15 protein-coding genes are annotated in these 19888 nt (G+C 65.7%); 1 reads left to right on the top strand and 14 read right to left on the bottom strand.

Features of this window, described 5'->3' with window-relative positions; all coding sequences use genetic code 11:
• Nucleotides 1-309: 309 nt before the first annotated feature.
• From BVH03_RS07250 to BVH03_RS07185, 14 genes are all read right to left on the bottom strand, one after another.
• Nucleotides 310-1440, bottom strand: a complete 1131-nt coding sequence (locus BVH03_RS07250) for an HPP family protein (protein WP_075960540.1) — start codon at nucleotides 1438-1440, stop codon at nucleotides 310-312.
• A 331-nt stretch (nucleotides 1441-1771) separates the two neighbouring features.
• A complete protein-coding gene (locus tag BVH03_RS07245; protein ID WP_075960539.1) occupies nucleotides 1772-2572 on the bottom strand; it encodes a YfaP family protein in 801 nt (266 codons plus the stop codon).
• A gap of 4 nt (nucleotides 2573-2576) precedes the next feature.
• Nucleotides 2577-4232, bottom strand: coding sequence for a DUF2300 domain-containing protein (locus BVH03_RS07240; RefSeq protein ID WP_143485907.1), 1656 nt, complete (start codon nucleotides 4230-4232; stop codon nucleotides 2577-2579).
• Nucleotides 4225-8751 (bottom strand): alpha-2-macroglobulin, encoded by a 4527-nt coding sequence (locus BVH03_RS07235; protein WP_075960538.1) that lies wholly within the window; start codon nucleotides 8749-8751, stop codon nucleotides 4225-4227. Before BVH03_RS07235 ends, BVH03_RS07240 begins: the two co-directional genes overlap by 8 nt.
• Nucleotides 8748-9386 carry a DUF1175 domain-containing protein gene (locus BVH03_RS07230; protein WP_143485906.1) on the bottom strand — a complete coding sequence of 213 codons (639 nt, stop codon included), beginning with the start codon at nucleotides 9384-9386 and terminating at the stop codon, nucleotides 8748-8750. Before BVH03_RS07230 ends, BVH03_RS07235 begins: the two co-directional genes overlap by 4 nt.
• A gap of 8 nt (nucleotides 9387-9394) precedes the next feature.
• Complete coding sequence (locus BVH03_RS07225) at nucleotides 9395-11038, bottom strand: DUF2138 domain-containing protein (protein ID WP_075960536.1); 1644 nt, start codon at nucleotides 11036-11038, stop codon at nucleotides 9395-9397.
• 15 nt (nucleotides 11039-11053) lie between these two features.
• A complete protein-coding gene (locus tag BVH03_RS07220; RefSeq protein WP_075960625.1) occupies nucleotides 11054-11806 on the bottom strand; it encodes a YfaP family protein in 753 nt (250 codons plus the stop codon).
• Between the two features lie 348 nt (nucleotides 11807-12154).
• Nucleotides 12155-12970: a phosphonate ABC transporter, permease protein PhnE gene (phnE, locus tag BVH03_RS07215; RefSeq protein WP_075960535.1), complete on the bottom strand. Its 816-nt coding sequence runs from the start codon at nucleotides 12968-12970 to the stop codon at nucleotides 12155-12157.
• A gap of 12 nt (nucleotides 12971-12982) precedes the next feature.
• The gene (gene phnE, locus BVH03_RS07210; protein ID WP_075960534.1) at nucleotides 12983-13813 is read right to left on the bottom strand and encodes a phosphonate ABC transporter, permease protein PhnE; all 831 of its coding nucleotides are present in this window, start codon (nucleotides 13811-13813) and stop codon (nucleotides 12983-12985) included.
• On the bottom strand, nucleotides 13813-14655 hold the full coding sequence (gene phnC / locus BVH03_RS07205; protein WP_218189537.1) for a phosphonate ABC transporter ATP-binding protein: 843 nt from the start codon (nucleotides 14653-14655) through the stop codon (nucleotides 13813-13815). The genes phnE (BVH03_RS07210) and phnC overlap by 1 nt, the downstream gene beginning before the upstream one ends.
• A gap of 25 nt (nucleotides 14656-14680) precedes the next feature.
• Nucleotides 14681-15637 carry a phosphate/phosphite/phosphonate ABC transporter substrate-binding protein gene (gene phnD / locus BVH03_RS07200; RefSeq protein ID WP_075960533.1) on the bottom strand — a complete coding sequence of 319 codons (957 nt, stop codon included), beginning with the start codon at nucleotides 15635-15637 and terminating at the stop codon, nucleotides 14681-14683.
• Nucleotides 15638-15751: 114 nt separating this feature from the next.
• On the bottom strand, nucleotides 15752-16693 hold the full coding sequence (locus BVH03_RS07195) for an AEC family transporter (RefSeq protein ID WP_075960532.1): 942 nt from the start codon (nucleotides 16691-16693) through the stop codon (nucleotides 15752-15754).
• 118 nt (nucleotides 16694-16811) lie between these two features.
• Nucleotides 16812-17372, bottom strand: a complete 561-nt coding sequence (locus BVH03_RS07190; RefSeq protein ID WP_075960531.1) for a response regulator transcription factor — start codon at nucleotides 17370-17372, stop codon at nucleotides 16812-16814.
• Between the two features lie 72 nt (nucleotides 17373-17444).
• On the bottom strand, nucleotides 17445-18704 hold the full coding sequence (locus BVH03_RS07185) for an ATP-binding protein (protein WP_075960530.1): 1260 nt from the start codon (nucleotides 18702-18704) through the stop codon (nucleotides 17445-17447).
• Nucleotides 18705-18955: 251 nt separating this feature from the next.
• Between BVH03_RS07185 and BVH03_RS07180 the strand changes: the two genes are divergently transcribed.
• On the top strand, nucleotides 18956-19660 hold the full coding sequence (locus tag BVH03_RS07180) for an SIMPL domain-containing protein (protein ID WP_075960529.1): 705 nt from the start codon (nucleotides 18956-18958) through the stop codon (nucleotides 19658-19660).
• The last annotated feature ends 228 nt before the right edge of the window (nucleotides 19661-19888 follow it).

Genomic DNA, 19888 nt, shown 5'->3' with positions numbered 1-19888 from the left:
CCTCAAGCCTGATCCGACGCCCAGTGTACTAGGGTCTGTTGCCGTTTCGACGCGAGCCGCGTTGCCGCGAGAAATCTCGCCAGGCCGGGCGGCGATCCGCTAGGCGGAGGACGCAGGGAATGGTTGTTCCCTTGCCAAGTCCTTCAACAACGCATGGCGAGATTTCTTGCGCAACCCGTAGGGCCGGGCCCGTTTTACCGAGATGTTGCGTTTCTCGCCGGCTCATTTAGCCAGCTAAACTTCGCGGCTCGTGCCTTGCCTCGCGGCAAACGGGCTCCGGCGCGGCCGTGCGTGAAACGGCAACAGACCCTACCCCAGATGCCTGAGCAGGTCGCGGTGCAGCGCAGCGACCAGATCGGTCTGGGTAATCATCCCGACCAGCCTGCCGTCGTCGAGCACCGGCAGGCAATGCAGGCCGTCATCGGAGAGCAGCGCGATCAGGTCGACGACATGGGCGTCGACTTCCACCGTGCGCACCGGCGCGGTCATCAGCTCGCCGAGCACCTGCTTCTTCTGCAGGCCGAGAATCGCCCGCAGGTTGAAGGTATTGGCCCGCGTGGCGCTGACCAGATCGACCAGGCTGACGATGCCGACCAGCCTGCCGGCGTCGAGAATCGGCAGCGCCTTGAGGCTGTGATGGGTAAGCAGGTACAGGCCCTTGGCGACCGCGGTTTGCGGCGTGGCATGGATCAGGTCGCGGGACATCATCTGCGCGGCACGGATCTCGCCCATGCTGCGGCGCAGCGCGTGCTTTTCGGTGCTACGCACGATCAGTTCGAGGTCTTCGCGGGTGATGTCGACGAAGGAGCCCAGTTCGTCGAGGGCATAGTCCAGGTCATCGGTATTGATGCCGGCGCGCTCACTCGGTAGCGGGTCGCGGGTGTGGTGTACCGCAGGCGTGCCGGGGTGCGGCCGTGGATACGGCACGCGGGTCAGGTTGTTGTAGAGCAAAGCGCAGGCCAGCAGGCCGACACCGGCGGTCATCGCCGCCAGCGCCGGCTGCCAGAACGGCTCGCCCGGCAACGGCGTGGCGAACACCATGCAGAAGGCGATGGCCCCGCCCGGCGGGTGCAGGCAGCGCAGCGGGCACATCAACAGCAGGCTCAGGCCCAGGGCCAGCGCTGCACCGAGCAGGCTGTGATCGATGAAATGGGTGATCGTCAGCGCCACGGCACTGGCGCACAGGTAGCTGCCAAGAATCGACCAGGGCTGGGCCAGAGCCCCCGAGGACACGGCGAACAGCAGCACCGCCGAAGCCGCCAGGGGGCCGGAGAAATGCACCGCCATGTGCAAGCCGAACAGCTGGCTGCATACCCAGGCGCTGAACAGGAACCCGGCGGCGGCACCAAAGGCGGCGCGGCTCCATTCACGGGGGCGTGTGTGCAGGGCATCAGGCAGAAAGGCGGAAAGCCATTGGGGGAAATGCGCGTGGGACTTCATCGCTACCGTCGAAAAGATCGAGCCTCTCAAATGAGAGGCCCGCTGGAGACCGCTGGAAGCGGCTGGCAGGAGCATCCGTCCCTGGATGATGTACTCGTCTGTTTGCAACCTTGTCCGCCGAGGCAGAGAAACCACGGCGGACAATGCAGCGGAGTGTGACGAACAGTGATAGCGCGATCAAACGAATAATAATGAAGGATGAATAAGCTTTTTTTGATACTAAACGGCATGCATCACGCCTGTAGCCCGGGTTGAGCGTAGCGATACCCGGGGAACCGAATCCTGGGTATCGCTGCGCTCAACCGCAGGCTACGTATGATCGGCTGTGCCTTTACGGATAGCTGAAGCTCTTTACCAATGTCAGCTCACCCGGCGTACGCATCGGCACCAGAAAGCTCTCCTGTTTCTCGTTCACCGTGCCCTCTTCGCTGATCAGGGTGATCTGCCCGGTGGTGAGAATCTGCCCGGCGTTACTCTCACCCTCATCGCCTTCGCAGTAACCGCCGCCGTAGTAGTTCACGTAGACCAGGTACTGGCCCTTGAGTGGGGTAGGCGAAGCGATCATTTCCGGGCCGTAGCCGGTGGTCACATCGACATCCAGGGCAGCGCCGTTGGCCAGCGACCGATTGCCGTACCACACGTGCTCGCCATCGGGCGTGACCAGGTGCAGATCCAGGTCGGTGTTGTCGCTGTCCCACGACAGCACCACGCGCAAGCGCGCCGGGGTTTCGCCGCTACCGTTGTTGTAGAACTGCACGCGGCGACGCTGACTGCCGTCCGGGCTGCGCACCTCGACGTTGTTGCTGCCGGCCGGGAACACGAATGGTCGGTCGAAGCCGCCGTCCTCGCCGATCTTCAGCGGCATGCTGGTGCCGTTGACCACCAGGCGGCCCGGCGCCTTGCTCTGGTCCTTGCCGAGCCCGCTGATCGCGCCCTTGATGCGCGCGGTGTCGGCCTGGTTGGCGGCGCTGTTCACCATTGATGCCGGGTAATTGACCCCCTGCATGAACTGGGCGCCGTCGCCACCGCCGACGCGCCAACCGCTACGCGGGGTGTCGAGCGTCACCTCGGCCAGCGCGCAGAGCGGCAGCAGGGTCAGGCAGAGGGCGATACGAGGGGTGATCAGGGCCATGATGTCATTCCAGTAACAGGGTGCGGGCGAGGCCTTCGACGTAGGCCTCGTCCTGTCCATTGGGGTGGGCGACGAACGCCAGGTGCAGGTATTCGTGGGTCAGGTCGAGGCGGTCCTGCAGGGAGAAGAAGCCGCGCACGAAAATGCGCTGCCGCTCGCGATCCACATAGGACCGCCCGGATGAAAGCTGGCAAACGGTGAATTGCTGGATTTCTTCATAACCCGGCTCCGTGTCCAGGCGCGGGCGCCAGTCGCGCCTCTGCTTGCGCAGCCACTGCTCGGCAGCGGCCAGCGGCTGGCAGGCGGCCACGGGTTTGTCCCAGCGGCTCAGGGTGGCACGCGGGAAGGCGCGGGCGAGGATGGCGTCGTAACGCAGGCCACCGTTCGCCTGCTCGACCGCTTGGCTCCAGGCCAGACGATCAGGCCCCGGCTGGGTGCTGTGATAGGTCACCGGCGTGCCGGCCAGCACCAGGTCGGCCGTCCACGCGGCGATATCCCGGGCGCCCTGGCTGGCCGGGCGCGGCGCCACGCGCTGGCTGGCGCTGCTGTCGTCGATGCGCAGGCATTCGCCACGGCGCCCGGCGCTCTGCAACAGGTAGGTGCGCGCAGCGATGGCCAGTGCCTTGGCGGCCTCGGCGGGCTGCGCCGAGGCTTCACGGTCCAGCACGCGGGCCACATAGTCCTCACGATCCAGATGGGCGGTGAGCTGTAACCCTTCGCTGCTGCGCTCGAGAAACAGTTCGCCGCGGCTTTCGATGGGCAGGCGGTTGCCATTGGCGAACTCGACCTCGTAGCGCCCGTTGAGCACGCCCGGCTCCACGGCGGCGTCACTGCCCTCGCGCCGGAGCTGGCGCAGCGGGTAGCGGGCGAACAGGCGCACCTCGACGCAACTGCCGGCCTCACTTGGCCAGGCTGTTGGCAGCACCTGACCAAGCGCTTCGGCATGGCGCTTGAGCACCATCACGCTGGTACCCGAGCCACCGGCCCACACCGGCGTGCCATCGGCCAGCCAACCAGCGAAACCGCCCTGGCGCGCCTGGGGATCGTCATCGGCCAGCCAGCTCCAGGTCTTTACCCGCAGGCGACTGCCCAGGGCGCTGACGGTCGAGCCGTCGCCGTTGAGCACCACGTCCAGCAGCACCTTGCGGGCATCGGCCTGGGCAGGTGACTGGGCGAGTTGCGTGAGCAGTTGTTCAACCGAAACACGGGTCGCCGGCGCCAGGCGCTGGCGCTCGCTGATCCAGCTCGGCGCCTTGCGGGCCTGCCAGTAGTGCGACCAGTCGCCTTGATCCAGCTGCAGATTCTGCTGCTCGAAATACAGGCCGCAGGATTTGACCAGCGCATGATCCCGGTCGATACGCTCGCCTGGGTTGCAGCAATACACTTCCTCCTTGTTGCCGCCACGGCACTGGTAGCCGTTGTCCGGCTGGCCGGTGTCGACCAGGTAGGCATAGACGAACAGCTTCCACAGACTGCCCAACGGCGCCTGAAGGTTTTCGGAAAGCGGTTCGCGGCTGATCAGCCGCTGCCCGTCTAGGCGCAACAACTCGCTGCCGTCGGCCCGTTGCCAGGCCAGCGACAGCGGCACCTCGCCAGCCAGTGCCGAACCGCCTAGGGCGGCCAGCAAGGCTAGTGAGGCGAGAATGCAGCCCTTATTCAACGGTGACCTTCTGCAGCGCTGGCTCGGCCTCCAGTGCCTGCTGGCCCGGCGCGTACAGGCGCACGTAGCGAGCCGGCGGCAACACGAACTCGCCCTTCTGGGAGAAGCGCACCAGGTGACGCAGCACCAGCTCACCCTGCAGGGCATCCACCGGCACCGCGTAGCTGAGTTCGCCCGGCTCGTTGCGGGCCTTTTCCAGCGGCGCTGCTTCGTCGCCGCCCAGGCCACTGACCTGGATACCCCAGGTGGTGCGCTCCACATCGGCGCCCGGCGGCAGTGGCACTTCGAGCATGCCGTAGCGCAGGGCCTGCTCCGAATCGCTGGTCAGGGTGATTTCGTCCAGGTAAAGGCTGGCGCTGGAGATGTCGTCGCTGCGCACTTCATGGGCACTGAAAACGAAGGCCTCATCGCTCTCGACCAGCTCCAACAAGCGCCGCTTGACGGTGACCGGCACATTGCTCGGCGCAGCCTGGGTGCTCTGGTAGTCGAGGCGCAGATCGCTCGGCTGATCCAGATCGCCGGCCACTTGCAGGGCCTGAGGCGGTTGCGCACCCGTCCACTGCCAGTAGTTGTCACCGCTGGTGCCTTCCACGGCCTGCCAGTCGCCCTCCAGCGCCAGCGTCGGCTGGGCACTGCGCAGGTCCAGCGAGGGCTGCAGCCAGGTCAGCGCCAGGGCGCGTTCCAGGCCAGCCTGGGCTGGCGCCAGCTCGCCGAGCAGGCGCTGAGCGCGCTGGCGATCCGGGCCATCGAGGTACAGGGCGACGGCCGCCACGAATGGCGACTGGCTCTCGGCCAGGCGACGACGGGCACCATCGAGTTGTACTTGCGGGGCCTCGGCGACCGGCACGTTGTTCTGCTGCGCCAGGCGCACACCCAGCTCCCGGGCAATCGCCAGGCCCAGGGCCGAATCCGGCGCCGCCATCACCAGGCTGTCGCCTTCGCCGAGCACCACTTCCTCGCCCTCACCCGCGGCGGCCAGGTCATACACCAGGCCTTCGAGCAGGGTTTTCACCGGCAGGCCCATGTCACGGGCGAACGCCAGGATCAGCGCACGCTGCAGCAGCGGCGTTTCTGGAGCGCGCTTGGCGTACAGCTCCAGCACGCGCTGCCAGTGCTCGGGCGGCAGTTGAATGGCCAGGGCGCTACTGGCATGCCAGTCGGCGTAATAGGCATAGGTGGTCAGGAAGGCGTCGCCGTCGGCATCGCCGCCCCACCAGGTGAAGGTCGCCTCCGGCCCGGCCATCTGCACCAGGCGCAGGCGGCTGTTCTGCATGATCAGGCGCAGACGATCCTTGATGCGCGGCTCGCCGGCGGCCAGCGCCGGGTAGGCCAGGCTCAGCGGCAGCAGGCGGCTGGCAGTCTGCTCGACGCCGCCGTAGGGGTAGTCGAGCAGGTCGTCCAGCGCCGCGTTGAACAGGCCCGCGCCGCTGTCGGCCACACGCAGTTGCACCTGGCTGGCATCGGCCGGCAATTGCAGCGTCGTGCTGCCCGGGAACACCGCCAGGTGCTCGCTGCGCACCTGCTGCCAGCCGGGCGCCACGCTGCTCAGCTTGACGGCCAGGGCGTCGGCCACCTTGCCCTGACGCAGCTCGGCGCTGAAATCACCAGCGGCGATCACCGCCTGCTCGACCGGCAGGTAGTTGATGCCCTTGGCCAGCGTTACCTCGCGGCGCTGCTCCTGCTCGCCATGACGAATCAGCAGTTCGGCCTTGGCGCCCGCCTCGCCCTGGTTGAAGGCGAACAGCCCCAGCGCCGGCTTGTCGCCGACGCGAAAGCGGCTCGGGCCGCTCCACTTCAGGTAGAGCGGCTTTTCCGAGCGCACGAACTGACGCTTCTGACCCACTTCGCCCTCGGCGCTCACCGCCCGCGCGGTAATGCGCCAGCGGGTCAGCGAGTCCGGCATGCGAAAGCTGAAGCTCGCCTTGCCGTTGGCATCGGTGACCAGGTCCGGCTGCCAGGAGGCGGTGTCGACTTCCTCGCGGCGCGGACGCTCCAGCACCTTGACGCCCCGCTCGCTGCGGTTGGCGCGGCCCGGTGCACTGGGCATGCCCGGCAGGGCCAGGTCGTAGCTGATGAACGACAGGCTGGCGCTGGTGCGCACATTGTTGCGGCGCGGGTGATAGAAGAACTGGTCGATGCCCGGGGCGATTTCCGGCTGCAGAGCGTAGATCATCTCGTCCACCACGCTGACCGTCAGGCGCGTCGGCACCGGCTTGCCGTCGAACAGGGTGCTCAGCTCGACGGTGACCAGATCACCCGGCTGCACCACCTCCTTGTCGGCCTTGATGGCGATGTCGATCTGCGGCGTGGCGACCTTGATGCCGGCGTTCTGGAAGCTGTAGTCACCGCCGCGGGTGTACAGCGCCGAGAAGGTGATGTTCGGCGAGAAGGTCTTGCCGACCGGGATGCGCGCGCGGTACTGGGTGTCGGACAGGCGCTCGAGCTTGAGCCAGTCGCCGCCCTTGGAGAGCAGCGCAGTGGCTTCGACCTTGTCGCGCTCCAGGGTCAGCAATGCATCGCTGACCGGCTCGGGGAAGGTGATCAGCGCCAGGGCGTCGTCGCCGGCCTGGTACTCGGCCTTGTCGAGGACGATCTCGATGGTGCCGGCCACCGACTTGACGCCCTCGCCGCTGACCGAATGGCCGGTGGCGCCGAGGATCAGACCGCTGCTGTCCTTGAGGGTGATGCTGTAGGTGCCGGGGCGCTCGAAATTCAGCGCGAAGCCCTTGGCATCCGCCACCAGCTCGCCATTGCCGGTGCTCTGATCTTCCAGGCGCACCCACTCGTAGCGGGCGGGTTTGCGTTCACTGGCGCCTTCGCTCTGGTAGGTGAAGTTCACCGCCTGGCCTGCCGAGCTGAAGCGCTGCGGGGCGCTCAGGCGATAGCGGGCGGCGCCGCGCTCGATGAGGATTTCCTTGCTGGTCTTGACCCGGTAGGCGGCGCCATCGCTGGCGAACACGCTGAGCAGGTAGCGGCTCGGTTTGTCGGCAGCCGGCAGGTCGAGCTCCGCGCGGCCCTTGTCATCGGTGATGACTTCGCTGCTGCTCAGCTCCACCGGGAACTGGCCGAGGTACTGCAGTTCGTTGTCGACCATCGACAACTGCTGGGCGCGCAGGCTCAGCTGCACCGTGGCACCCGCCACCGGCTTGCCGTCCGGATAGAGCAGCACCAGGGCGCCCTTGACCGGCTCGCCGGTGCGCAAGTCCGGCTTGTCCAGATCCAGCGACACCTCGAAGTGCGGCTTGATGTACTCGGCGACGCGGAAGGCGCTGCTGTACAGCCCGTCGCGGTAGGCGAAGCGCAGCTCGTAGCCGCCGGCCACGGCGTTGTCCGGCAGCTGGAAGCGGCCCTGGCCGCCACGGGCGCTGTCGAAATCCAGTTTCTGGGTCTGCAGTACGGTGCCGTTGGCGTCCAGCACGCTGAGGCTGATCGGCGCGGTGCCGGCCGCTACGGATTCGCGGGCGTTCTTGAACTCGCGGCCGACGATCTTCACTTCCACCCAGTCGCCGGGGCGGTACAGCGGGCGGTCGGTGAAGGCGTACAGCTTGGTGTCGTAAATCTCGCTGTCGTAATAGAAGTTCTCGGAGACGAACACGCCGCCGTCGGTATCCTCACCGATCACGTAGGAGCGCTCCGGGCTGGCGTGGCCCAGGCGCAGCAGGCCCTGGGCGTCGGTCTTGCCGCTGGTCATCACGCCCACGCCGTCGCTCCACAGCAGTTTGGCGTCGGCTACCGGCGTGCCCTGGTGCTTGTCGGCCGTCCACACCAGCAGTTCACCGCCGGCGATTTTGCTGACCGCCACGGTGTTGGATACGAACACCACGGTGGTGGCGCGGTACTTGCCGATGATCGCTTCGGCCAGATACAGGCCAGGCTTGAGCTTGCCCAGCGGCACGTAGACGTTGCCCGAGGCGACACTGACGAAGTTGCTCGACGAGCCGGACAGATCGACGCCGGCCGGCGGCTCGATCGGTTTGGCTTCCCACAGCGGGTAGCGGAACTCGGCCACCAGCGGCAGGCCCTTCATCGGCGCGAATTGCACCTGTGGGGTGTACTCGGTGGGCGCGGCGATGGCGTTGCCCATCTTCAGCTCCGGCGCCTCTTCGGTGACCTGCTTGCGCGACTCGTAGGAGAAGGCACGCTGCATTACCCGGCGGGATTTGCGGTACCAGTTGTCCCACAGGTACGCCAGGGTATTGGACAGCCCCTCGCCCTTGAACTGGCCCTCGGCGACCACGCGGTGCAGGTTCTTCTGGCGCTTGAGGAACTCCAGCGGCTGGTCGATGCGGTACAGGCGCATGTCCACGCCGCCGTAGCCTTCCATGCGATAGCGGCGGTAGTCGCGGCCCGGCGCCTCGAGGCGCACGGTGGCCACTTCATCGGCGGCGAAGCTCGAGTCGGCGAGCAGGAAGAACGACTCGCCGGCCAGCGGCGTGTAGCCACTGGCCGGCACTTCGTCTTCGGCCTGCACGGCCAGGGGCACGAGCGCCAGCAGCGCGACGGCGAGCAGACGGTTCATCGCGCGAGGAAATTCAGCCGATAGATGCCGATAAAGTTGGGGTTGGCGTCGTCGGGTATCCATCGGGTGTCCTTCCATGTCATGAGTTGTTGCAGGCTGACGGCACGCATGCCGTTATCCGTGGGAGTGGTGGTGCCGGTGTGGTAAACGATGTCGCGGCCCATCCAGATCATCAGGTGCTGGTCATCGCCCTGGTCGAAGAACATCAGGTCACCGGGGCGCGCCTGGTTCAGGTCGCGGCCGACCAACTGGCTGTTGAACTGGATCATCTTGATCGCATTGACATAGGCGCCGCGCTTGCCGCCGCCCTGCTCCCAGTTCTGCGCCAGTTGGCGTTGGCTGTCACTGAGCTGCAGCTCTGGCGGCAGGTAGCGGTTGGACAGGCCATTGGCGCGCAGCCATTTAGCGTCATGCACCTTGAGCGCTTCGTTGGCGGCGAAGCGCACCAGGCCCACGCAATCCTGCTGATACCAGCGCGGGCTCGGCCCCTGGCGCAACTGCTCCTGGGCGATACGCACGAACCAGGCGCGAAAGATCTGCGACTGTTCGGGATCGAGGCTCGGTGTCTGCTCGGCGCGAGCGCACAGGCCGAACGCGAGCAGCAGCGCAGCCAGCAGCACGCGCCAGGCCGACATGACAGTGATCAAAGCGCGCGCCATTGCAGCGGTATCCACTTCCAGTCATCGTCGGCTTCGGTGTCTTTGGGCAGCGTCAGCGCGAACTGGCCGTAGCCACCCAGCGCCCGCAGTTTGGGCAGCAGGTGGGTGTCGGCGGCGTTGCGGAATACCGGCTCGTAGTTGGCCGGCAGGCTGTCCAGGGTTTCCTGTTCAAGCAGGCGCGACAAACCGTCGGGCGCCAGGTATCCGGGCACCACGCCGTCGGCGGGCAGCACTTCGGCCAGCGGCGGGAAGCGCTTGTTCAACGTGTCGAGCGCCTTGTTCACCAGTCGGTCATCGAGGGAGAACAGCAAGGTCTGGCCTTGACGCGCCAGGCTCGCCCGGAAGAAGCCCTGGGAGACCAGCGCATCGGGGATGGCGGCTTGCTCCGCCGGGTATTGGCCGAAGTTGGAGCCCACCTCGCGGCGCCAGGTGTGGCCATCGTTCGTGCTCTGGCTTGCCACCGGGAAGCGACCGTTTTCGGCATTGGGCTCGAAGGCGCCGATCATGCCGTCGAACAACCCGCCGATGGCCTGGTCCAGCTCCGGCGTGGCGGGTTTATCCAGATGGGCAACCAGCAGCGGCGAGTGCAACCGCGAGTCGGCGTACCAGCACAGGCCGGCAACGTTGCCCAGGCGTTTGCGCAGCTCTTCGCTGGCCTGCTCGCTGGCGCCGACCTTGGCCAACAGTTTTTCCGCGCTGCCCGGCGCCACCGGCACCGCCACGCAGGCGCTGGCGCCCATGGGCATGGCTCGCCAGATCGGCATGAAATCCATGGCCGGCTGGTCGTCCACTTCGTTGAGCGCCAGGAAGCTGCTCCAGTCGCCCTCGCCCTTCTCGAAGCGCACCCCGGCAAAGGCCGGGAAAAAGCGCTGATAACCGAGTGCGACGTACTCGCCGCTCAGGGAAATGCGCTGCTGCTCGGTTTCGCGAGCCTTGAGGCCGAAGCGCTTGGCGAAGGGACTGTCGCCATCGAGCAGTGCCTCGACGGACTCGGTGGCGTTGCGGCCGAGCTTGTCGTTCTCGCCGAACAGCATGCCGGGTGAGGACAGCACCAGCAGTTTGTCGCCATGGCTGGCCAACAGCAGGGCGCGATCACCCAGATAATTGAGGCGGTACAGCGGCACGCTGCTGCCATCGACGCGCAGCTCGCCGGCCTGGCTGAGCTGGGTATCGTCCAGCGCCACATGGGCCAGGGGCTCGAGCACCTTGGCCAGGCCGCCGCGCTGCATGACCATCACGAAGTGCTTGAGCTTGCCGTCGGCGCCCTTCCACAGGGCAACGTCGGCGGGCTGGTCGAGCAACTCGTCGAGCAGGTTGTCGCGCAGCTTCAGGTCACGCTCGTAAATGATCCGCCGCAGGCTGCCGACCAGCCCGAGGCGGTCGGCGTTGTGCTCGTAATAGAACACGAAGTCTTCGGTGAGGGTGTCGCGCAGCAGCGGCACGGCGAGCAGGTCCTTGGGCAGGCGGCTGAGCGAGGCGCTCTCGATCAGTGCATCGGGGTGCTTGAGGTCCAGGCCCAGGGCGCTGCGCTCACCCAGGTCGCGCGAGTCCTGGCCGCAGGCAGCCAGCAGGCCGGCGGTCAGCAAAACGGCGACGTGGCGCAGGTGGGCAGTGGTATTCCGGTTCATCCGAGCCTCGGGATATCAGTAATTGAAGGATTTCACGAAAAGCAGCTCGCCAATGGCGCGCAGCGGTACCACGAAGGTCTCGCGCTTCTCGTTGACGGTGTTCTCGTTGAAGATCAGGTTGATCTGCGCAGTGATGATCTCGTTCCGGTTGCTACCGGCCTCGAAGTTGTAGCCCTCGCTGCCCAGGTTGCCCCAGTAGTTCACGTAGATCAGGTAGGTGCCTTGCAGCGGCGCGGTCATGGTGAACATTTCCGGGCCGGGGCCATCGACGCTGTCGACATCCAGGCCGCCGCCATTGGTGAGTACCGGGAGGCTCCAGAACGCGTGCTGGCCATCCGGGGTGACCACGTGCAGGTCGAGTTCGGCCTTGGGATCGTCCCAGCCCAGCACCATGCGGATACGCGCCGGTGTGCGCAGGCTGTTGGCTTCAAAGAACTGAATGCGCTTCAACGACTGCCCTTCACCGGCCACCAGTTCCACGCTGTTTGAGCCGGCGCCAAAGGCGTAGGGCCGGGCGAAGCTGCCCTGCTCGTCGGTGTACAACGGCAGCGGGTTGCCATTGACCACCAGCCGATGCGGCGCACGCAGCTGGCCGATGTTCTGCAGGGTGCCCTCGATCAGGCTGCGCCCACGCTGCGCGCCGCGGTCGATGGGCGGCGTCGGATAGGCCACGCGCGCAGCGTTGTCGCCGTCGTTGAGGCCGTGATAGCGCCAGCCGCCAGTGGGGCCTTGCAAGGACATGGAAGGCTCGGCCCAGCTCAATGGCATGGCCAACAGGGCGCAGAGCGGCAGCACCAGCCGCAAGGCGACTGGCGCGCGCCGCAAGGCTCGGCATCGCAGAGGAAAACGAACCACCGCACTGCACTCCTTGTGCTGGCTCAGGGGTCCTGGCGCCGGCACTCACACTGTTGGTTCTGAAAGGGTTGTCTGGCGCGAGGCGCAACCGCTTCTGCGGCAGGCCCGTCACATCAAGTTACACGCTAGGCAGGAATGCTAGCGAGTTGCCCTGAGGCTGACAATCGTGGCACATGCGAATCGGCACTGGATCACAAGGCAGAGGTGCAGAATCACACGAGACCGGCGTGCTGGCCGAAGCGTGCGCCGGCAGTGTTCGGATCAGGAGAGGCGCTGGCGTAGTTTGGCCGAGGCCCATTCGGAGAAGATCACGGTGACGAAGATCAGCAGGAAGATCACGCTGACCCGATCCCAGGCGAGATTGTTGATCGCTGCATCGAGCTGCAGGCCAATGCCGCCGGCACCGACCAGCCCCAACACGGTGGCCTCGCGGATGTTGATATCCCAACGGTACAGCGAGGTGCCGACGAAGGCCGGCATGATCTGTGGCACCACGCCGAACTGCAGCACCTGCAAACGCCCCGCCCCGGTGGCGCCGATGGCCTCGACCGGCGAGGTGCTGATCTCCTCGACGGCCTCGTAGAGCAGCTTGCCGACGAAGCCGACCGAACGCAGCGCGATGGCGATGATGCCGGCCAACACGCCGGGGCCAAGCATCGCCACCAGCAGCATCGCCCAGATCAGCGAGTTGATCGAGCGCGACGAGACGATGATCAGCAACGCAGCGCTTCTGACGACAGGCGACGGCGTAGTGTTACGCGCGGCGAGCAACGCCAGTGGGAATGCCAGCACTACCCCGAGGGCGGTACCCAGGGTGGCGATGTTGAGCGTGTCCCAGAGCGGCTTGAGCAATTCGGGCGTGTAGTCCCACTGCGGTGGCACCATGCGTGCCAGCAACGAGGCGCCTTGGGTTCCGGCATCTGCCACGAACTCCCACAGGGTGTTCTCGGAGATGAACCGCGCGCACCAGACGAACAGCAGTGCGCCAGCGAACCAGGCGAGCCAGTGCGCCCACTGCTGGGCAGTGGTGCGTCGGCGCCATTGCGGCTCGGCTGTCTCGGCATGGATGATCGGCATGACGATAACGCCCTATTGAAGCCAGCGACGCACATGGCCGGAGAAATACTCCGAGGCCAGCACGATGGCGATGATGATCAGCAACACGGCCGCAGCCGTGCTGTATTCGTAGCGATCCATGGCGGTGCCGAGCGTCGCGCCGATGCCGCCCGCGCCAACGATGCCGATGATCGCCGACTCGCGGAAATTGATATCCAGGCGGTACAGCGAGAGCCCGATAAAACGCGGCATGATCTGCGGCTGCACGGCATGGTTGAGCACCTGCAGCCAGCTACCGCCCGTGGCGCGGATGGCCTCGAGCGGCCGCGCATCGATGTCCTCGATCGCCTCGGCCAGCAGCTTGGCGATGAAACCGATGGTCGCGAAGGTCAGCGTGGCAACGCCGGCCAACGGGCCGAAGCCGAACATCACCACGAACAGGATGGCGATGATCACCTCCTGAAAGGTACGCGAGACCATGATGATCCAGCGGCAGAACAGGTAGATCGGTAGCGGCGACAAATTGCGCGCGGCGCCCAGGCCCACTGGGATCGACAGGGCGATGCCGAGCACGGTGGCGACCAGGGTCATGCTCAGGCTTTCCAGCAGGCCTTCGAGGATATCGCCGCCACGGCTGGTGAAGTCCGGGTGCAGAAAGCCGCCGGCGAAGGCCAGGCCGCGCGACCAGCCTTCGGCAATGCGATTCCAGTCAAGGTTGATGCTCGAACCGGCCAGCAGCAGATAGAGCAGCACCCCGCCGATCACCAGGCAGCGCTGCCCCGTTCCCGATAGCAGCGAGGGCGGTTGCCAGTCGCCGGCCCGGGCTCTGGCCAGGCGGTCATCTACGTGCAGTTCACCAGCCATCAGGTCGCCACCCGTGGCCAGCCGGAGCGCGATGCGTGCGGCGTGGCGCGCTCGGCGGGCTCGTCATCCGGCGCTGCGTCATTGGCATTCGTTTCCCAGTCTTCCTCGCCGTAGATACGGGTCAGCGTCCCGGCATCCAGTGCATCGGGCGAGCCATCGAAGACCACCCTGCCGGCGTGCAGGCCGACGATACGGTCGGAGAAGCGTCGTGCCAGCTCGACGTCATGGATATTGATGATGGCGGTCAGGCCGCGCTCATCGCACAGCTCCCGGATCAGCCGCATGATCTGCCGGGAGGTTTTCGGATCGAGGCTCGCCGTCGGCTCGTCGATCAGCATCAACTCGGGATTCTGCAGCAGGGCGCGGGCGATGCCGACCCGCTGGCGCTGACCACCGGACAGCGCGTCGGCGCGCTTGTCGATGGCATGGGCCAGGCCGACGCGCTCGAGCAGACGAAACGCCTCCTGCACATCGGCCCGCGGGTAACGGCGCCATACACTGCGCCAGAAGCCGACGCAGCCCAGCCGACCGGCGAGGACGTTTTCCATCACCGTCAGGCGGTCGACCAGCGCATGGTCCTGAAAGATCATGCCCATGCGCCGCCGCGCCTTGCGCAGGGCACCGCCACGCAGCCCGGTCAGTGCCAGACCACCAAGCAGCACCTCGCCCTCGGTGGGTTCCACCAGCCGGTTGATGCAGCGAATCAGCGTGCTCTTGCCAGCGCCGGACGGGCCAATCAGCGCCATCACCTGGCTCTTCGGCAGGGCCAGACGGATGTCCGCCAGGGCCTGGTCGCCAGTGGCGTAGCGCTTGCCCAGGCCTTTGATCTCGAGCAGGTTCATGGCTGTGCCCCTCTGTCCAAGTGGATCACCTGTCGCACGTGTAGCTCACGTCCATGGCCTGATCGATCTTGCGCACCACTTCCCAATGCTCCTGATAGGTGATGGGGATGAACTGCGCCTGGCCGGAGTTCTTGAATTCCGCCTGCAGTGCGGTGCCCTCCCAGTCGAAGGTCGCGAAGCCCTCGCGCACCTTGTCGGCCAGTTCCGGCTTGAGGTTGTAGACGTAGCCATATCCGGTGGTGGGGAAGGTTTGCGAGGTATACAGCACCTTGTACTGATCGGCCTTGACCACACCGCGCGCCTGCATTTGCGAGAGCACCGAGTTGGCGATGGCAGCGGCGTCGTAGTCACGGTTCACCACGCCCATGATCGAATTGTCGTGCTTGCCGGAAAACGCGGTCTTGAAGTCCTTGTCCGCCTCCAGATCGAATTCGGACTTGAGCAGGGCCGAGGGCGCCTTGAAACCGGAGTTGGAGGTCGGCGACGTGAACGCCAGGGTGTGGCCACGAAGGTCCGGCACATCAGCGATGCCGCTGCCAGGATGGGTGATGATTTCCATCTCGTAGCCGTAGCCGCCCTTCTCGTCGGCCATCATGGTGAATGGCACGAAACCGGCGCAGTTGACGGCCAACGGCACGGAGCCGGTGTTGAAGCCGGCGATGTGCAGGCGACCGGCGCGCATGGCTTCGAGCTGGGCGGCGTTGGACTGGACCGGGAAGAACCTGACTTTCTTGCCGGTCACCTTCTCCATGTGCTGCAGGAACTCGTCCCACACCTTGGCGTAGACGGCTGGGTCTTCGATCGGCGTGTAGGCGAAGATCAGCGTGTTCGGGTCCAGCCACTCGCTGGGTTTGGCCGGCGCGTCGGCCACCATGTCATCGTTGCCGTCGGTGTAGCGCGAGGACAGATCCGAGGCATGAGCGCCGCCCAGCACGGGCAGCAACAAGGCGGGCAGCAGTCGACGGAAAGAGGCGCGCAGCATGGTCGTATCCTTACAGGCTGGAAAGAGATTCCGGCCAACATAAGGCGCCTTTGTGACGCTTTTGCTGCAATGAATCGCACCGTCACTTCTTGCAATGAAGTGTGCCCGCGCCAGCTAGACCCACCCCGCCCACTGCAACAGCAACAAGCCGACGTTGGTGCTCACCACCGCCGCCAGGGTGGTGATGACGATGATCGCGGCAGCGAGCCGGTAATTGCCGTTGACCGCCTTGGCCATGACAAAGCTGGAGGCGGCCGTGGGGCTGACGAAGTACAGGAACAGGATCGCCAGGTCCGCGCCGCGAAAGCCCACGGCCCAGGCGCCAAGAGTGGAGAGCAGCGGCAGCCAGACCATCTTCATCAGGCTGGAGCTGATGGCCTCGCCGCTGCTCTCGCGCAACGAAGCCAGCGACAGGGTGCCGCCGATGCAGATCAGCGCCAGCGGCAGGGTCATCTGCGCGAAGTATTCGGCCGAGACCATGGTCCAGTGCGGCAGCGGGATCTGCCAGTAGGCGAAGGGGATGGCCGACAGCACGCCGATGATCAGCGGGTTGGTGAAGATGCTCTTGCACAGCGTCCAGGGGTCGGCCTTCATGTCTGGCGCGTAGATGGCCAGCACGATGGCCGACAGCACGTTGTAGCAGAGGATCACCACGCCACCGAGCACTGCCCCCACCGACAGGCCGTAGTCGCCGTACATGCTGGTGGCCAGCGCCAGCCCGACGATGCCGTTGTTGCCGCGAAAGGCGCCCTGGGTGTAGATGCCGCGGTCAACCTTCGGGCAGCGCCAGATCGCCCAGCCCCAGGCGAGGGCAAAGCTGACCAGGGTGGCGAACACGAAGTAGCCGATCAGCGCCGGCTGCAGTGCCGCGCTCAGGTCCGCCTGGACGATGCTGATGAACAACAGCGTCGGCATGGTGCCGCGAAACACCAGGGACGAGGCGGTATCGATGAAGGGATCGTCGATCCAGCGCAGCCGCTTGAGCAGCACGCCGAGAAACAGCATGGCGAAGACGGGCGCGGTGATCGCGAGCGTCTGCTGGAGTACAGCGAGCATGAGAGCCCCGGGAGGTGGAAGTGCCTTAGGACGCGCCGACGTGCCTGGTGCTCAGACACGTCGATAGCCTGCTAATGATAGCAAGGCTTTGGCCTCTCGGAACGGCGGGACGCTCGCTTCAGCGACGAACCGGGCGCTTCTGCAGTTTGCGCTGCAGGGTACGCCGGTGCATGCCCAGGGCGCGGGCGGTCGCCGAGATGTTGCCCTCGTGCTCGGCCAGCACGCGCTGGATATGCTCCCACTGCAGACGATCCACCGACATGGGGTTCTCCGGCACCAGGGTGTCGAGGTCGGCATGCTGGGTCAGCAGCGCGGCAAGCACGTCATCGGCATCGGCGGGCTTGCACAGGTAGTTGCAGGCGCCACGCTTGATGGCTTCAACGGCGGTGGCGATGCTCGAATAGCCGGTGAGGATCACCACACGCATCTCGGCATCCAGCTCCAGCAACTTGGGCAGCAGCACCAGGCCGGAGTCGCCCTCCATCTTCAGGTCGAGCACGGCGTAATCGGGCAGATCCTGGATGGCAAGCGCCAGGCCTTCCTCGGCCGAAGCGGCGGTGGACACGCGCAGCCCGCGGCTGCTCATGGCGCGCGCCATCACGCGGGTGAAGGTGGGGTCGTCGTCGACCAGCAGCAGATGGGGCTGTTCTTCGCTTTCCAGCAGCGTTTCGTCACTCATGTTTCACTCCTCAATACATGCTCGCGGCCTGCCGGCCCGGCAGTGCGCTGCATCGAAAAACCTGCGCCAGGCTCACACCCGGGCGTAGGCGCGCGGCAACTTGAGCTCGGTGAGCGTGCCGCCTTCTTCATGGTTATACAGCTTCACCGTGCCGCCGGCGCGGGTCACGCTGGCCTGGCTGAGAAACAGGCCGAGGCCGAAACCCTTGCCTTTGCCCTTGGTGGTGAAGAACGGCCGGCCCAGTTGCTCGGCGATGGCCAAGGGTACACCTGCGCCGTAGTCGCGGATGCTCAGGCGAACCCACTGGTGATCCCAGTCCAGGCTGATTTCCAGGTTGTCCGGGCAGGCATCAGCGGCATTGTTGAGCAGGTTGAGCAGCGCCTGGGTCAGGTCGGCCGGCGGCATCAGTTGCGGCGATTTGCCCACGCCCAGGCATTCGTAACGATAGCTGGCTTCCGGGCGCATCAGGTGCCAGCGATTGAGGGTGGTCTCCAGCCAGCTGACCGCCGGCATTTCCACCACGGCCTGGCGACGATCCGCTTCGGCGGCGCGCACCAGATGCTGGAGGGTTTCCTTGCACAGCTTGACCTGCTCCTGCAGCAGCGCCAGGTCTTCCTGCAGCAGCGGGTTCTGGTGTTCGCGGCGCAGTTCCTTGATCAGCACGCTCATGGTCGCCAGCGGCGTGCCCAGCTCATGGGCGGCACCGGCAGCCTGGGTGGCCACGGCCAGCAATTGCTGGTCACGCATGCCTTCCTCGCGGCGCTCGGCACGCAGCTTTTCCTGCTGGCGCAGCTCCTCGGCCATCTTGGCGACGAAGAAGGTGATCAGCCCCGCTGCCAGGGCGAAGCTCAGCCACATGCCGTACACCAGCAGGCTCTCGCGCGGCCCCACCGGCAGTTGCAGCGGGTGCGACCAGACCAGCAGCAACGTGTAGGAGGCCAGTGCCATGCCGCCGAGAATCATGGTGAACAGCCACGGCAGGGTCGCCGCGGCAATGGTCAGCGGCACCAGATAGTAGGACACGAAGGGGTTGGTCGAGCCGCCCGAGTAGTACAGCAGTACACTGTGGATCACCAGATCGAAGCCCAGGTGGATGCCGTACTCGGCTTCGGTGACCGGCCAGGGCCCGCGCAGACGCAACGCGGTCAGCAGGCACAGCACCAGGGAGGCGCCCAGGGTGACGCTCAACTGCAACCAGGGCAGCGGCAACAATTCGGATTTGTAGGCCAGGCCAACCGAACCGGCTTGGGCAGCCAGCACCAGAAAGCGAATAAGGGTCAGCCGCCAGAGGTTCTGGCGGCTGGCCGAAAGCAGTTGTACGGGGGCGAGCATCGATACTCCTCTATGCTCGTTGGCGAGCCCGGCGAGTATAACCAAGGCCGCCGGCGCCCTGATGCGGCAACGCGCCGCAGTCGTACGACGATTGCCCGGCAGGCGCCGAATCAGAGCAATCACTTGCCGGTCGGCGCGGTCTGAGGTGGGGTGAATATTTTTTCGATTCGCTTAACCCGAATATTCGAATCGCCACGTCTAACCCCATGAACACGGTCTCCATCCGTGCCCGCTATCGATAAGGAATCGCCATGCTGCCACTGTCCCGCCTCGCCACCGCCCTGGCTTTCACCACCGCCGGCCTGCTCAGCATCGCCGCGCACGCCGATGAGCCACGTTACAACCAGATATCCCTGAGCACCCAGGTCAGCAACGAGGTGGCTCACGACCTGATGCAGGTCACCCTGTACACCGAAGCCCAGCAGAAGGACCCCGCGGCGCTGGCCGCCGAGATCACCCGCACCCTCAATGCCGGCCTGACCCAGGCCCGTGGCGTGAAAGGCGTGACCGTTTCCCAGGGCAGCCGCAACAGCTACCCGGTTTACAGCGAAAAGGGCGAGGAAATCAGCGCCTGGCGCGAGCGCGCCGAGATTCGCCTGGAGAGCGCCGACTTCGCCGCCCTCTCCAAGCTCACCGGCGAGATGCTGAAAACCCTGAAAATGGGCGGCATGAGCTTCAGCATCGCCGACGCCACCCGCAAGAAGGAAGAAGACGCACTGATCAAGGACGCCGTCGCGGCCTTCAAGGAGCGCGCCCAACTGACCACCGAAGCCCTGGGCGGCAAGAGCTACAAACTGGTCAGCCTGAACCTCAACAGCGGCGGCTTCGTGCGCCCACCAATGCGCATGCAAGCCATGAAGGCCTCGGCGTTCTCCGACAGCGCAACGCCAGAAGTCGAAGCCGGCACCAGCCAGGTGACGATGAATGCCGACGGCGTGATCGAAGTACAGCTGTAAACCAGCCTGCTGTCACCAAGAAACAGGAGGCTGCGACCGTTGTCGCAGCCTCTTTTTGTTTTTGCGGACGGCTCCAGGGTTTTCGGCACAGCCCGTGCATAGCCTCAAACAGGGTTGGGGCCTGTTCACACTTGCGCACGACCGCGCCGGGGCCCTTGGGCTTGCGCGGCAGTATGAACAGGACCTAGGCTCAAGGCAGGCTCGTCACCATCCGACACGCCCTGCTTT

This window comes from Pseudomonas sp. PA15(2017), from assembly GCF_001945395.1.
In the GTDB taxonomy this organism is placed as follows: domain Bacteria; phylum Pseudomonadota; class Gammaproteobacteria; order Pseudomonadales; family Pseudomonadaceae; genus Aquipseudomonas.
Note: the sequence above shows the minus strand (reverse complement) of the source record. Positions and strands in the feature narration are given on the sequence as shown.